This is a genomic window from Corynebacterium kroppenstedtii DSM 44385 (assembly GCF_000023145.1).
Classification (GTDB): Bacteria; Actinomycetota; Actinomycetes; order Mycobacteriales; family Mycobacteriaceae; genus Corynebacterium; species Corynebacterium kroppenstedtii.
The window spans coordinates 2,300,067-2,314,260 of the sequence record NC_012704.1 but is presented as its reverse complement, the minus strand read 5'-3'; the positions used below and the strand labels follow the sequence as shown (position 1 = coordinate 2,314,260).

Genomic DNA, 14,194 nt, shown 5'->3' with positions numbered 1-14,194 from the left:
ACCCATGTTTAGTGTGGTGTTGCACCTGTGCTGCCGGCCAGAGAGGATATTTTCATGAGGCACCGCACGTCGGATTTCTTTTTCATCTTTTTTATTTTCCTCATGAATTGCGTAATTTTGTCGGACGCTGATAGCTGGACGTCCGTTACCGCGTGGTGCGTGTATCTGAGCTCGGCGTGCCTTGTCTGCTACGCATTAGCGGATTTTCTGGCGCCAGCTGGGGGCACCGACCCAGACTTCAAACCTGACCTCACCGCCGACGATATCGCGCATATCACCAAGGTACGGGATGAAAAAGACCATGTCGCAGCGGTGAAAGCCCTGCGGGAGCGTTACCCGCGGCTGACGCTAACCAACGCTAACGACATGGTGAAGTCTCTATGACGTGCACTGCACGGCGCGCCCAGAGAGCGCGTGATCGACAAGTTCGTGGCTTGGGGCTTTGTCCCGCATGTCGTCGTGGCTGTAGTAGAGGCCGACGTGGCAGACGTCTTGGATCATGACGTTCTGCACGGTCGCCCCGGGTCCGGCGGTGAGATACCCGGCTTTTGGCGGGGTGGACGCGATGTCCGTTTCGGTGGCAATAACTGTGTAATCGACCCCGGGCTCGGTGTCCGGAATGCTGTTCAGGTGCGCAACGACATCAGAGTCGGTCACTTGCTGCAACGGAGCTGTACCCAGAATGTTGTTGCCCGCGGTGCTCAGCAGCGGGTCGCGGTTCGGCTGGAGAGCAGAAACACCGAGTTCCGTCGTTCCGTGGTTGGTCCCGGACAGGGTGACGACGTGCGAGACCTCCTCGGCCCCGTATTCGTTAAGCATCATGCGGGTTATAGCCCCACCTTGTGAGTGGGCGACAACATCGACTTTCCCGGCGGCCGCTCCCGCGTCGGTATTGGTCGCGACATTGTGCACGAAGTCGTGTAGCTGGTCGGTGGAGGCGTACATGTCTCCCAGCCCACCGGCGGGGTGCGAAGTGATCGCGCCCTTAATTTTCATGGCTTTTCCGCTGATCGAGCTGTTATCTATGCCGTAGGTGAGGGAGTAGACGCAGTAACCGCGGTCGTGCAGGTACGTTCCCAGCGGGGCCATATCGTGCGCTCCGGCCCACGTTCCCGGGACGAGGACGACGGGGTTGGGGTTCTCGGGCGCAGGTACACAGGTGGGGTCGTTCCCCCAGTCGAACTTTTCGACGGTGGGCGCGCTGCCCAGGTAGTGGGACGGTTCTGGCGTTGTGGTCTGCGCGTCACCAGCGAACGCTGGTGCTGGCGATGCAGCGATCACCGCTGCGGCGAATACGCCTGCGACACTGGTCGCAAGGGCATGCGTGAGTGACATGGGAGTTTGTCGCTTTCAGGAAACAGGGAGGATGGGAGGCTCGGCCGGTGCGACTCAGTTCGAGATGGCCAGGCAGCGCGGCACAAGCCGACGCAGCCAGGGTCAACACCTGGCCGGCGGTTATTTAGCTAGTAGCGGTTCCCGCGGCCCATTCGGGTCGGCAGGCTTGGTGCATGACGAGGGGAGCGCGTCGAAGGAGCACACGGACGGCCCGTGGTTGAGCTTCGCGTCGGGCCGAACTCCGTCGTTGGCGATGATGTCCCGGTACGTATCGATGGCCGGCGTCGGCGTGCGCTTCAGCGTGGGATCGTCCTTGATGTTGATGGTCCACAGCCCGAACCGCGAGCTGTAATCGCCCCACTCGTAATTGTCGACGAGCGACCAGTGGTTGTATCCGATGAGCGGGATGCCGTCGGCCTTGGCGCGCTGGAGCCAGTACACGGTGTCGTGCAGGTAGTCCCCGCGTTCGTACCCGTCGGGCCGTGGTGCGCCGTTGTCGGTGGGCATACCGTTTTCCACGATGTACAGCGGTTTCGTCGGGAACAGTTCGTGGTACTGGTGGAGCGCGTAGTAAATGCCCTCGGGTTCCGGGGTGACCTTGGCGAAGTCCCCGAATGCGGCGTTAATCGCGCTGAGGTTCGAGGCGGACACGCTGTAGTAGAAGTCGATCCCGACAAAGTCGACGTCGGGCTCGACGCGTTTCTGCAGGATTTCGCGCTGCACGGGGGCGATAGTCGGCAGGAATGCGTAGTTCGTGCCTGTCTGGGCCTTCGGATCGGCCTTGTGTGCCGCGTCGTGCCCGATCTTGTTTAGCCGGACGATGGTGTCAAGGTATTTCGGCAGGTCAGTGGCCTGCGCAATGCCGATCTCGACGTCGTGCCCGAAGAACACGAACGGCTCGTTGAGCGTGATCCACATGGTGTCATTGCCACCCCACCGGTCCGTGATGAAGTTGGCGTATTCCTGGAAGTGCTCCGCGGCATAGTCGCTGGTAATGCCGCCGTTATCTTCGACCCACCCGGGGTAGACGTAGTGCATCATGGTGATCATGGGCACCATGCCATGGGACCGGATTTCCTTGACGACGTCGTCGTAGTACGCGATTTCTTTTTGGTCGAACTGCCCGGGGTGCGGCTCGATGCGCGCCCACTCGACGCCGAACCGGAACGTGTTAACACCGAGCGACGCTGCGTTGGCGATGTCTTCCTTGTAGCGGTGGCGGAAGTCTGCAGCATTGCCGACGGGGTCCACGTCGGGATCCTTCGGATCGGTGGCGTAGCGGCTCCAGTTGCTGTCGCGATTGTCGCCTTCGACCTGGAAACCAGAGGTGGCGACGCCCCAGTGGAAGAGGCCCTGTTCACCGGGCTGCCCGGTGCGGAGGAATGTCTTGGGGTGCGGTGCGTCTCCGGCGGCTGCTGTGCCGCTTCCGGTGACGAGCGTGGTGCCGGCGAGTGTCCCGGCCGCGAGGACTGCGGCAGCTGTTGTGGTGAGGAATCGCCTGCGTGAAACGGGGGAGCCGTAAAAACCAGAGAACATGGTTTCAGATTATCTGTTTTGGCTCACTTTTGGTGGTGCATGTTGTGTGTTCGTGTTGTGGGAATAGTCACGTGGCGGTGTCGCAAACAGGCCCTCCAAGAATTCGCAGGCATCCCCCGCTAACACGCTCCACCACTACTGATTTTGGCGTAACACTACACATACATACCACATGAACACTACACATGATGAGTGTTATGTGTAGTGTTAGTGTGCAGTGTTCAGTCTTGATCTGGTGTTAACTTTATGGACAGTTCGTGGTGTTTCTCTTTTCTGTTACCTTCCTCCCCACTGAACAAAGGAGGGCATCAGGTGTCCACCAAGTGTCCATCGCGTAGGCCAAGCGAGAGTACTTGCTTACATTGATGTCCAGGAACACGTCGTAGCAGGGCATCGTGTTTCCCGCCATCTGTGTTGTGGGGATAGTCACGTGTCACCCGTTCTATCGCGTTGCTGCCGCCAGCTCTACCACACCGCGCTCGCCGCTTCTGTGTCTATGGTGGAGGAATGAACGATTCTGTTAATAATTCGAAGATTCCCGACTCTAATACCCCCGCCCCCAATACCCCCGACTCCGACGTCATGCACGACGTCTGGGTCGCCACTGGTTACGGCAAGCAGCTGACGCAGAAAAATATGCCGGTTCCGCAGCCGGATCCGCATGACGTGGTGATTAACGTTCGGGCAGCATCACTCAACCCGGTTGATCAGAAGATCTTGGATGGGCAGATGCGTGCCTTGATGTCCTTCGAGTTTCCGTTGATCCCCGGGAGCGATGGTGCTGGCATCGTGAGCCAGGTCGGCTCCGAGGTCACGCGCTTTAAGCCGGGGGATCTTGTGTTCTTCCGCGCTCAGTCGGATCGGTTGGGTGCGTTCGCGCCGTTCTTCGCTACCCACGAGGACACGGTGGCGTTGGCGCCTCAGGGGATGTCGTTCACCGATGCCGCGAGCCTGCCGTTGGTCGGCTTGACGGCGTGGCAGGCGCTGACGGAGAAAGCCGAGCTCAAGCCAGGGGATCGCGTTCTCATCCACGCTGGTTCGGGCGGGGTGGGCAGCTTGGCTGTCCAGATGGCGCACCATTTGGGCGCCTATGTCATTGCGACGGTGTCGGGCAAGAATGCGGATTTCGTTCGCTCTTTGGGCGCGGACGAGGTCATTGATTACCGGACGCAGCGTTTCGAGGAACACGTGAGCGACCTCGATGTGGTGTTTGATCCGATTGGTGGGCCCCAGCTCAAGCGCTCAATCTCGGTCACGAAGCCGGGTGGCATCGTTGTGGGGATCTCAACGGATCCGACGCCGCAGTTGGCTCGGGAGCAGGAGTTGAATCCTGCGCTCCGCCTGCTCTTTGGTGCTATTAGCTTATCGACGCGACGCGCGGCGGAGAAGGCCGGCGTGCGGTACGAGTTCCTGCTGATGCACCCGTCCGGTGGCCAGTTGGCGCACCTCGCGAAGCTCTGCGAGGACGGCGTGCTGAAACCATTGGTGGGCCGCATAATTAATTACGTCGATATCCCGCATGAGCTCGAGAACATGTCGGGCAATGGCATCCGCGGCAAGGTGGTAGTGGATATCCAGGGCTAGTGATCTTGCCTGGGGTAAGTCGTGAGTGAGGATCCCTAGAAGCGGATAGGTTCTGTAGATACGTGGTGGGGCTGATCAGTTATCTTCGGCCACACCGATAGGTCCTGAATTTTGCTGGACGGTAGCCGAACTAGAAGCTTCTGTCTATGTCGATTGCGCGGAGAAACGAGAGGGAATTTTCTAGGAAAAGGTGTCTATACAGGCCTGCTTAAGCTACTTACAAGATGTGGGTTCTTACAAACAAATTGTCGGGTTACTCTCCGAGAAACGAGAGTAACCCGACAATTTCGTATATGCGGTCGAGAGAAAGCTAGAGAATCTCTTTTATCCTATCCGCATAGTACTGGTTCCCCGCCGCAGTGAGATGACCCCATAAGTTATGTGCTTGTTCATCTATGTCTGCAGCTGCTAACCGTTCACCAGTACCACAGCTGTTGTTATTGTTTTGTGCATTGATGCTGGCAGACATATCCAAGAATATAGCTTCATTGTCCTGAGCTAATTTTCTCTGAGATTCTCTTACGTTGGCTTGGGTTTGATCAAGCCCATCGACGTGAACACGAGAAACATTGCCCGCGAAATTAATGGGACAAAGGTTGCTCTGCCCATCCGTCAGATCCGGGTAACCGACTACTACGACCTTCGCGTTTGGTGCTAGCGAATGTACTCTTGCGATTTGGGACGACATTCCCTGCAAAAATGTAGCTTCCCGCTGCTCAGGTGTTTTCGCCACGTCGGGGTCCTGATAGGTGTCGTTCATACCGAAAATAATGGTGACGAGCCGTGTGTCACTAGTTAGTGAGTGATCTCGTTCAGCATGATCTACCTGTGACTGGAAATTAAACGGGTGTGGAAGAGCTCCCGGAGCGCCCGAGCAGGCGTAATTATGTACTGAAGAACCGGTGTCATGTGCTACCCGGTTGGCAAAGTTATCTTCCCCAGTCGCGCAGTAGCCGTCAGGAACTGGCGGGGTCTTGAAGACCCCCGCTAATGCAGGATTATGTCCGGCCATAATTTGGATCATGTTCGGATTGGCAGCCAACGAATCGCCGAAACTGACATAGTTTCCCGGATCATCAGCCCGAGCACTTGTGATGCTCATAGCGGTTGTCACTCCAACGCCGGTGACGAGGCTGAGCCCAGCTATCCAAGTTGGGATCGACTTTGCAAGGGAACTGATTTTCATCCGAGAATGCCTTCCGAAAATGGCTGATACATCAAGAAAATTAACTCATGTGTATCAAATCGTTTATTTTACGGGAAATAAGTGTTCAAAAGTAAGCACGTTGAAACCCAGACCGGGCAGTGTTACTCGGACTGGGTTTCGAATTAATTGAACTAGTGGCTGGAGCCTTTCGGAATGATGTTCTCGTAGTAGGTGTTCTTTAAGAACTTTCGCAAGAGCTTTTCGCCTGGCAGTTTCCCGTCGTTCATCGCGGAAGCTGAATGGAGCAGGGCGCGGATATCGTATTGCACCGGGTAGATCGGCGGGATATCGCGCTTGAGGTTCAACAATCCGTAGACTGCCATTTGGCCTGTGCGTGCTGAGCCCTCGGTGGTGAACACGCAGTCATCCGGCGTCTCAACAAACTGACCAGTGAAGCCCAGGTTGGTGGACCCAGCCGGCACAGGATCAGGCCGGTCTCCCGCACCACGCGGGACAAACTCAGACGTGATGTACGGCATCACGGCCAGACGAACCTTGGTGTGTTTGATGGTTTTCTCCACGTCGACAACGCCAAAGTGGTAGCAGAACTCGCGGAGAATTTCCTCACCCGTGCATTCCAGCATGGGCTTGCCGGTTACGGTGCCCTTCTTCCACCAATGGAGGCCATATGCCCATGCGACACACAGTCCGTCCTGTTGGCCGGGGAATTGGGGCTGACGGTGAACGGTAAGAGAGCACAACCAGGGTGAATCCTGTGCCGTGATGATCCCAGCCGTCACTGCTCGCCCATTAAAGACATCGCGGTGAGTAAGTTCCTTAAGCTTCTGAGTAAACGGGTTGTCGTAGCCGTCGTAGAAGTTGAAGCTGATCGATTCCCACACAGTAGATTCTGGGTCCGAGCAGAACCGTTCCGGGCGGCCACAGTTTGGCGCCTTCTCGGCAATGTTCTTCCACAGACTCCATGCCGGCCCCGGGGTCTTCTTAAACTCGGGCACCGTGTTCATGTCGCCGTAGCCAGTGGACTCTGTTAGCGAACCATTGGTGACGATCACGATGTCTTGAGACCGCGTCGGGATTGTCTCCTTATTCGTGACAATACCGGTGACGGTGAAACTGCTTCCTTTGACGTCGATATCGAGGTCCTTGACACAGGTTCCGTATTGGAACTTCACGCCTTTTTCCTTCAGGAAGTTGCGAAGGGGCTCAATGAAGCTGGTGAACTGGTTGTACTTCGAGAACCGGAGGCAGCTGAAGTCGCTGAAGCCTGGCAGGTACTGCAAGAAGCGGTGGAAGTATCGCTTCATTTCTGTCAGTGACTGGTAGTCCTGGAAGGCGAACATGGACCGCCACAAGGTGTAGAAGTTGGACTCGAGGAAATCTTTCCCGAACCAGTCTTCGATTGTCTTGTAGTAGGTGTCTTCTTCTTTAGCGAGCAGCAGCTTGACGATCTGCAATTGAGCTTTCTTGCTCAGCTCCAGCTTGGGGTTTTTCAGCCGGGTTTGCGCCTGGTTGCTAATGATCCGACAGTTGGAAATGTTTGGATCTTCTTCGTTGACCTTATTGAACTCATCCAACACGGTGTGAGGAGCAGGCATCTCAATAGCCGGCACGTCTTTCATGATGTCCCAGAAACACTCGAAGTGCTGGCCCATTTCACGACCACCGCGAGCAATGAAACCCTCCTGGTTATTGCCCGCACCGTCGAAGGAGCCACCAGCAACATCGAGCTGTTCCAGGAAAGTGATGTTCTCCCCTGGCATTTGCCCATCGCGAAGCAGGTAACCGGCAGCAATCAGGTTACCGATTCCACTGCCGACGAAGTAGGCCTTGCGGTCTTTGATGTCGCTAGACACTTCAGGCCGCGTTTCGATGTACTTGCCCATGTCATTTTGGACGAAACGGTTGCCAAACTGATCCGTGGGGTACGTGGACTGATAAATGCTCATCTGTATCCTTCCGGTGGAGTCTTTGCTCCGATGTAATCGCTAAGTTTTGGAAAAGCTATGTGTGTTCGAAATCCAACCAGAAGGTTAATAGGTAGTAAAGCGAAAACTGTTACATACTAGGTGACAAGTGTGTGTAACCGCCCACCAAATCCGCTCTCTGGCAGTGCCCTCCTCTGGGGGTTTTAATATTCGCTGTGTGGCTCTCAAGTTTTCGGTAACTGTGTGAGAAGTGCGTTGACCAGTTGGGACGACCTCGGGGGCAAGATAATACTTTTATAAGTAGGTTTGGCTTCCGCTCGAGTGGATTTGAGCCGTTGAAGCTTAACTGACTTGTGTGATAAGAATCACCCCCGTGTTTGCTGCTAAAAGCTTCTAGACCTTTGGGAGATGTGTAGTTTATCTGCAGCCCCCGGCGAATTTGCTGGTGCACATCTTGTGGTGAGGGTCAATACTTATGTGGGGGGCTCCCGTGGGAAGCCTTTGTGCTATCGCGGGGTAGCGTTGGCTTTGTTCTTGTTGCTGTGTAACAATCATTCAAAACGAAGCGAATTCACAGGCGACCGTCAGGTTTGGTCACCGGCAGGAACCCGCCTAGGAAGTTAGTAACGAGGACGGTATAGATGAGCAAAAAAGCTCGTACTCTTGCTAAGATTGCTGCCCCAGTTGTGGGATGTGCAGTTTTGGTTGGTGCAGGAAGTTTAGTTTCAGCAGGCCCTTTTAGTAGCGACGGCCGCGAGTTGCCGACGGTTGATCTTCAAGCAGCTTTGAATGTCGACCAGGCAATTCCGGGCAAAGCTCCTGAAAATGTTCAGCCTGGAAACTTGGTTGCGATTGGTGACTCCATCTTTGCGAACCCGAAGGTAGGGGACGCGGCTTTGAATTCGGCGGCCTCCTCAAACCCGGACAACCAGTTCTTGCAGCGGTTGGTAAGTACAGACCCGAACATTAATCCGCGGGGATGTGCGCAGGGAACGCCAAGTCTGCCGAAAGAGATGGCTGCCCAACTCGGAGTACCCCTTAACGACTACTCGTGTGCCGCGGCTACTGTCTATACCCCTCGGCCTGGAAATCAGTTGATGGATCAAGTTGATCATGCCATTGCTGATGGTGCTCTCAATCCAGGTACAAAGTACGTAGCCATCCAGGGCGGGTATAACGATGTCTACAACAATTATCAGAAACTGAGCGGTGAGAATCTCCCGGACCAGGCAATTGCTGAACGTCTTGGGACAACCACGCAGAAAACTGATTTTGAGCGTGCTATCGACCCGATCGTAGCGAAGGTTAAAGAGCATGCGCCGAATGCGAATATCAAGTTCGTCGGATATCACGAAATAACCGAAGATCGCCCTGGTGGTTGGCAGTGCCTCTATCACATCGGTGATGGGCGAGGCCAAGATAACAAGTGGGATATCAGTTACGCCTTCCCGGTCTACTGGGATACCCAAGGAGAAATTAACTCCAATAAGTGGATGCAGGAAGCTGCGCAACGTCACGGTGTTGGCTACATTGACACTCGTACCTTCTCGAAGGGACATGGGGAATGTGCATCGCCTCAGGATCGCTGGGTCGGAGGTGTGTTGCTTGATAACACGACCGGTGATTTCAACTTGTCATTGCACTTAACAGACCAGGGTGTCAATGCAATTGGTGGCTTCGCCGCTAATGAGTTCAGGAAATAGAAAGAGGAAATAGTGCTATTTTTCACTCACCTGCCCGCGGGGTACGAAGCTACGTTCCAACCGGTGAATGATTTTTTCAACTCTGCCTCCGCTAACTTTGATAACTTCGTTACGTGGGTTCTAGACACCTACAACGCGACTGCTCCCGCGATCTTGGAAGCTATGTCGCAACGGTAATAATGTGCGACGACGTTAAGTGCGTCTATTCTTAATTGGCGCCACATCCTATCGGGCGGTGGCGCCAATTTTGTGCCAGAAGATTAGTTTTTTGATCAAATCTAATCTTCTCGATCCATGAGGGGACCTTCTATGCCCAAATACACGTTTGAAACCCGAGTTGACCGCGTACTTTCTCGTCAGGAAATCTTTAAGCAGCTCATGTTGTTGCTAAAGAGGTCGAAGGAAAAGAAGTTCGCTGTAACTCAAGGTTTTGGAGATATCAAAGCAGATATAAAAAATCTGAAGCGTTGGGGTGGGCTTGAAGGCTTCATCATCGCTCGGGGAGCGAGACAAGTCCCAGACCGGTTGGCCTTGATTGATGATGACGGCCAATTAACCTACAAAGAGCTATATGACCAGACTCAACGACTTGCCAAGGCGCTTCGCGCACGCGGGATAGGCGACAACGCGAATGTCGCGGTATTAGCTTTAAACGGGAGAGGAGCTATTCTTCCGTTAAGTGCTCGCCAGATGGCTGGTTATAACATCTTCATGATTAACGCCAATGCCTCAGCCCGACAAATTGAAGAGTATTTGGAGTTCCACGATATTGACATTTTGATAGTCGATGAAGAATTCCTAGACGTCATCACTGAAGAAGCAAGGAAGCGACAGATTGTTCTCGCGCATCTCGAATCTGAAGGGGAAAAAGAATTTCCAACCTTGCAAGGAATAATCGATTCTGCGCCTGTTGGTGATAGGCTCCCCGACAAACCGCATAAGGGAATGCACGTCGTGATGACGTCTGGTACGACCGGCACACCGAAGGGCGTTGTTCGTCGGCCGCTCAATTCCCCTCAAGGATTCGCATCGGTTGCTGACGCTATGCCGCTTGAACGTGGGATGACAGTACTCCTAACCGCCGTTCTCTTTCATGCCTATGGCTGGGCGTACATGGGGTTCGCCTTCTTTACTCAATCTACAGTCGTAGCCCGTCGCCACTTTTCTGGAGAACAAGTTATAAACGACCTCCAAAAATATAGGGTTACAATGTGGGTATCTGCGGCAACCCGCATCCGCGAAGTTATCGCTTACATGGATGAAAACGGAATAGACCGCTATGAAGGTCTTAAAATTATTACTAATTCAGGTAGTCCGCTCATCCTCTATGAAATTAAGAAATCAGCCGAAAAATTCGGACCGGTCCTGTATTCGATGTACGGTAGCAGCGAGACCTCAGCTGTTGCTGTCGCACCTGCTGCTGATCTGGTTAAAGATCCAGAATTGACGGGTAAGATTTACCCCGGCTGTGTTGTCAAAATCTTTGACGAGGATGGTAACGAGCTTCCTGAAGGACGGGAAGGACTTGTTGCGATATCCTGTTTTGATCTGTTTGCTGGATACACCGATCCGTCTATTGAGATCCCGGAGCTAAATGGTTACTGGCCGATGAACGACCGAGGAATGGTGAAAGACGGCCGACTCTATGTATACGGACGTGCAGATGACCTCGTGATTACTCAGTATGGAGAAAAAATATATCCGATTGAGATTGAGGAATCTCTCATCAAAATGAACGGTGTGGCGGATGTTCATGTCCACGCGGGGGAAGATAAGAAGACTGGACAAGCTTTACGTGCATTCATAGTTAGAGATGAGAACTCTGACTCTGACGTCACTGCTGAGCAGATACGTAAGTGGGTTGAGAAAGATTTAACGAAAGCTCATGTTCCTCGGGATGTCGTCTTTGTTAATGAATTCACCTATTCTCCGACTGGGAAAGTGATTAAGCGTGAACTTCCTCACTATGGCGAGCTGTACACTGATTAGCTTAAGAACCTAGAGGCTAAAGCTCAAACTTGCCCCCACGGATACCAAAACCGTGGGGGGCTTAACGTCTTTTTGATCGCAAAATATACTGGGGCCTTGCTAAAATCAGATAGGGAAGAAGACTGAGCGACTAAGTTTCGCTATAGGATAGTGGGGGTAGCTGGTTAGCTGTAGTCGTAAAAGCCTTTTCCGTTCTCGACCCCGAGACGACCTTTCTCGAGGTAATTTTTAAAAATGAAGCTTGCTAGTTCCTTGGAACCAGGAACGTCATGTTTCGCTTCTGCCGACAACACAGCGTAAACGGTTCTAAGTCCAATTATGTCAATAGTATGAAACGGCCCTTCGGAGTTCATAACTGTCTCCCATACCGTGTCAACTGACTCTGGTTTGGCAACTCCCTCTGCAGCTAAGGCCAGACCTGAGCGGATGAAAGGAATTAGGACGGAGTTTAATAGATAACCGGGGTGTTCACGGTTCAACCGAATGGGTTTTAAGCCTACTTCTTTAGCGAAAGTTTCCACCTCTGCAAGTGTATCGTCAGATGTATCGGCATGAGGCATTATCTCTGCCACATTACGGGTCCATATCTCATTTGCCAGGTGAACTGCGACGAAGATAGACGGATCATTGAAACAATCCGTGAAATAACTAGGGAGGAAAGTAGATGAATTTGTTGCCACAATCGTGGCTGGACTTAGGCCTTTCTGTATTCCCGTAAAGAACCCACGCTTTATTTCCTTATCCTCGGGTAGACATTCGAATACTAGATCTGTATCCGAGACTGCAGTTTCGATATCGTCTACGCATTCGATATTACCAAGTGCTTTATCAACATCCGATGTCTCATAATCAGTTTGTGTCTTATATACCTCAGCGAAACGGCCGAGGCGTGTTTTTGTTCGGTCAATTGCTTCTGCGCTGTGGGTGTAGACAGTAACTTTTTTTCCGTTTAGTGCGAACTGTAGGGCAGACTGGGTTCCGAGTGTGCCGCCACCCGCGATAAGGATTCGTTTTATCGACATGATTTCCTTCCGTGCAGGATTTTGATCTATGAAGAGTATTTTTAAAATTAGAGGTGATTTTGTTTATCGATGGCGCCCTCTCTCCCACGATATGTTGTAGTGGATATTCTACGGTGAGGGTACTTGGATGACTGTTTAATTAACGCCGTAGAAAAGTGTACTCAGTACCTGTTGAACTATATAATATCTCGATCGACCTTGTTTATGTTGAAAAACCGTTTTGGGGATCAGTATATGCCAAATTTCACGCTTACTCCTCGGATTAACCATGGAGCACCTGCGAAAATCAAACTTCAGCAGTTTGGCTACTTTCTGCGTATCCTCAAGGACCTTGAGGTTCTTGAGCCAATGAAGCCCGCAGACATCCTGGCCGCAGCAAAGAGCTTCTATCGCTGGGGAGCGCTAGAAACGACTATGTTATCCATGGCCGCGCGGATGAACCCGGTCCGCCTAGGCCTCGTTGACGATGACGGCGAACTCACCTATGCCGAGTTCTGGGAGCGTACCAACCGCCTGGCTCTGGCGCTCCAGGCTCGGGGAGTGAAGGCCGGCACCAACGTCGCCGTCCTAGCCCGCAACGGGAGGGCCGCCATACTCCCGCTCACGTGCCGCCACATGCTGGGCTTCAACATCTTTATGGTCAACGCGAACACGTCGGCGAAACAGCTCGAGCACGTTCTGGCGTTTAACCACATTGACGTTTTCATCCTCGATGATGAATTCCTCCCGATGCTCGCCGATGATGCCGCGGATAAATACGACATCATCCTTGGCCACGTCGATAATCCCGATAATGCCGAGCGTTATGAGACCATGGATGGCATCATTAGCCAGGCTCGAGTAACCGACTCGTTACCCACCCGGCCGAAACGTGGCTTCCACGTTGTGATGACGTCGGGAACCACCGGAATGCCCAAGGGCGTTATTCGCGGTGCATTTAAGTCGCCCCAGGGTGCGGCACCATTAGTTTCGGGGATTCCGTGGAAGCGGGGCCTCACCGTCATTCTGACGAGTGTGCTCTTCCACGACTACGGGTGGGCCAACCTCGTCTTATCCTTGTTTACGCAATCCACCATCATTGCGCGGCGGGGCTTCACTCCGGAAGAAACACTGCGCGACATCCAGCACTACAACGCCACGGCGATGTGCTCGGCTGCCTCGCGCCTGCGTTCCATCGTCTCCTATATGGATAACGAAGGAATCGACCACGTTGACGGGCTTCGGTTTATCGTTTCGGCTGGTAGCCCCTTAGCTGCCCATGAGATCGAAAAGACCAACGAGAAGTTCGGTGGCCCAGAAGCGAAACCTGTCCTTTGTAACCTCTACGGGAGTTCGGAATCTGGTCCGATCGCCGTCGCACGTCCTGAAGAGCTCGCTGCAGATACCGCACTCAGTGGCCGCATCTACCCCGGTGAAATCGTCGACATCCGTGATGAGGACGGCAACCTGGTCCCCGAGGGGGAAATCGGCATCATTTGGGTTGCCGTGTATGACCTCTTCGCCGGATACACGGACCAGGACATTGACATCCCTACGATCAACGGTGCGATCTGCATGCACGACCGTGGCTACATCACCGACGGCAATATGCTCCATGTGCTCGGCCGTGGGGATGACCTGATCATTACCCAGTTCGCCGAAAAGATCTTCCCCATCGAGATTGAAAACGCCTTGGTTTCGCACTCGCGGATTCATGATTCCTATGTCCACGGTGTTGAGGACGATCAATATGGCCAGGCCATTCGTGCCTACATCATTAGGGAAGAAGGCACGGATCCGATTACCGCGGATGAAGTCCGCGAGCACGTTGTGAATGAATTGTCTGAGGGGCACCGCCCGCGGGACGTCTTCTTCGTTGATGAATTCCCCCGCAACCCCATGGGCAAAGTGATCCGGAAGAAGCTTCCTGGGCGCTCCACCGTCGAGTAGAGC

Annotated in this window: 10 protein-coding genes; 5 read left to right on the top strand and 5 right to left on the bottom strand. The window is 53.6% G+C overall.

Going from position 1 to position 14,194, the window contains the following annotated elements; all coding sequences use genetic code 11:
* Nucleotides 1-102: 102 nt before the first annotated feature.
* The gene (locus CKROP_RS09770; RefSeq protein ID WP_148209690.1) at nucleotides 103-384 is read left to right on the top strand and encodes a hypothetical protein; all 282 of its coding nucleotides are present in this window, start codon (nucleotides 103-105) and stop codon (nucleotides 382-384) included.
* On the opposite strand, the gene CKROP_RS09765 is transcribed toward CKROP_RS09770, so the two are convergent.
* Entirely contained in the window at nucleotides 379-1,335 is a 957-nt protein-coding gene (locus tag CKROP_RS09765) for an esterase/lipase family protein (RefSeq protein ID WP_012732581.1), read from the bottom strand. The two genes, CKROP_RS09770 and CKROP_RS09765, sit on opposite strands and share 6 nt — an antisense overlap.
* A 120-nt stretch (nucleotides 1,336-1,455) precedes the next feature.
* Nucleotides 1,456-2,871: a family 1 glycosylhydrolase gene (locus CKROP_RS09760; RefSeq protein WP_012732580.1), complete on the bottom strand. Its 1,416-nt coding sequence runs from the start codon at nucleotides 2,869-2,871 to the stop codon at nucleotides 1,456-1,458.
* Between the two features lie 507 nt (nucleotides 2,872-3,378).
* On the opposite strand from CKROP_RS09760, the gene CKROP_RS09755 reads away from it, so the two are divergent.
* A complete protein-coding gene (locus CKROP_RS09755; protein ID WP_012732579.1) occupies nucleotides 3,379-4,455 on the top strand; it encodes an NADP-dependent oxidoreductase in 1,077 nt (358 codons plus the stop codon).
* Between the two features lie 310 nt (nucleotides 4,456-4,765).
* On the opposite strand, the gene CKROP_RS10925 is transcribed toward CKROP_RS09755, so the two are convergent.
* Entirely contained in the window at nucleotides 4,766-5,641 is an 876-nt protein-coding gene (locus CKROP_RS10925; RefSeq protein WP_052292423.1) for a GDSL-type esterase/lipase family protein, read from the bottom strand.
* A 152-nt stretch (nucleotides 5,642-5,793) separates the two neighbouring features.
* Entirely contained in the window at nucleotides 5,794-7,569 is a 1,776-nt protein-coding gene (locus tag CKROP_RS09745; RefSeq protein WP_012732577.1) for an oleate hydratase, read from the bottom strand.
* A gap of 620 nt (nucleotides 7,570-8,189) precedes the next feature.
* On the opposite strand from CKROP_RS09745, the gene CKROP_RS09740 reads away from it, so the two are divergent.
* Together CKROP_RS09740 and CKROP_RS09735 are read left to right on the top strand one after the other, a co-directional pair.
* Nucleotides 8,190-9,251, top strand: coding sequence for a GDSL-type esterase/lipase family protein (locus CKROP_RS09740; protein ID WP_012732576.1), 1,062 nt, complete (start codon nucleotides 8,190-8,192; stop codon nucleotides 9,249-9,251).
* A 309-nt stretch (nucleotides 9,252-9,560) separates the two neighbouring features.
* Complete coding sequence (locus CKROP_RS09735) at nucleotides 9,561-11,240, top strand: AMP-binding protein (protein WP_012732575.1); 1,680 nt, start codon at nucleotides 9,561-9,563, stop codon at nucleotides 11,238-11,240.
* A 164-nt stretch (nucleotides 11,241-11,404) separates the two neighbouring features.
* On the opposite strand, the gene CKROP_RS09730 is transcribed toward CKROP_RS09735, so the two are convergent.
* Nucleotides 11,405-12,262: a 3-hydroxyacyl-CoA dehydrogenase gene (locus CKROP_RS09730; RefSeq protein ID WP_012732574.1), complete on the bottom strand. Its 858-nt coding sequence runs from the start codon at nucleotides 12,260-12,262 to the stop codon at nucleotides 11,405-11,407.
* Between the two features lie 234 nt (nucleotides 12,263-12,496).
* Between CKROP_RS09730 and CKROP_RS09725 the strand changes: the two genes are divergently transcribed.
* Complete coding sequence (locus CKROP_RS09725) at nucleotides 12,497-14,191, top strand: AMP-binding protein (RefSeq protein ID WP_012732573.1); 1,695 nt, start codon at nucleotides 12,497-12,499, stop codon at nucleotides 14,189-14,191.
* The last annotated feature ends 3 nt before the right edge of the window (nucleotides 14,192-14,194 follow it).

What these genes read in the sequence shown, in the direction of transcription:
- CKROP_RS09770 (WP_148209690.1), top strand. Translation starts at nt 103, where the DNA reads ATGAATTGCGTAATTTTGTCGGACGCTGATAGCTGGACGTCCGTTACC.
- CKROP_RS09765 (WP_012732581.1), bottom strand. Translation starts at nt 1,335, where the DNA reads ATGTCACTCACGCATGCCCTTGCGACCAGTGTCGCAGGCGTATTCGCC.
- CKROP_RS09760 (WP_012732580.1), bottom strand. Translation starts at nt 2,871, where the DNA reads ATGTTCTCTGGTTTTTACGGCTCCCCCGTTTCACGCAGGCGATTCCTC.
- CKROP_RS09755 (WP_012732579.1), top strand. Translation starts at nt 3,379, where the DNA reads ATGAACGATTCTGTTAATAATTCGAAGATTCCCGACTCTAATACCCCC.
- CKROP_RS10925 (WP_052292423.1), bottom strand. Translation starts at nt 5,641, where the DNA reads ATGAAAATCAGTTCCCTTGCAAAGTCGATCCCAACTTGGATAGCTGGG.
- CKROP_RS09745 (WP_012732577.1), bottom strand. Translation starts at nt 7,569, where the DNA reads ATGAGCATTTATCAGTCCACGTACCCCACGGATCAGTTTGGCAACCGT.
- CKROP_RS09740 (WP_012732576.1), top strand. Translation starts at nt 8,190, where the DNA reads ATGAGCAAAAAAGCTCGTACTCTTGCTAAGATTGCTGCCCCAGTTGTG.
- CKROP_RS09735 (WP_012732575.1), top strand. Translation starts at nt 9,561, where the DNA reads ATGCCCAAATACACGTTTGAAACCCGAGTTGACCGCGTACTTTCTCGT.
- CKROP_RS09730 (WP_012732574.1), bottom strand. Translation starts at nt 12,262, where the DNA reads ATGTCGATAAAACGAATCCTTATCGCGGGTGGCGGCACACTCGGAACC.
- CKROP_RS09725 (WP_012732573.1), top strand. Translation starts at nt 12,497, where the DNA reads ATGCCAAATTTCACGCTTACTCCTCGGATTAACCATGGAGCACCTGCG.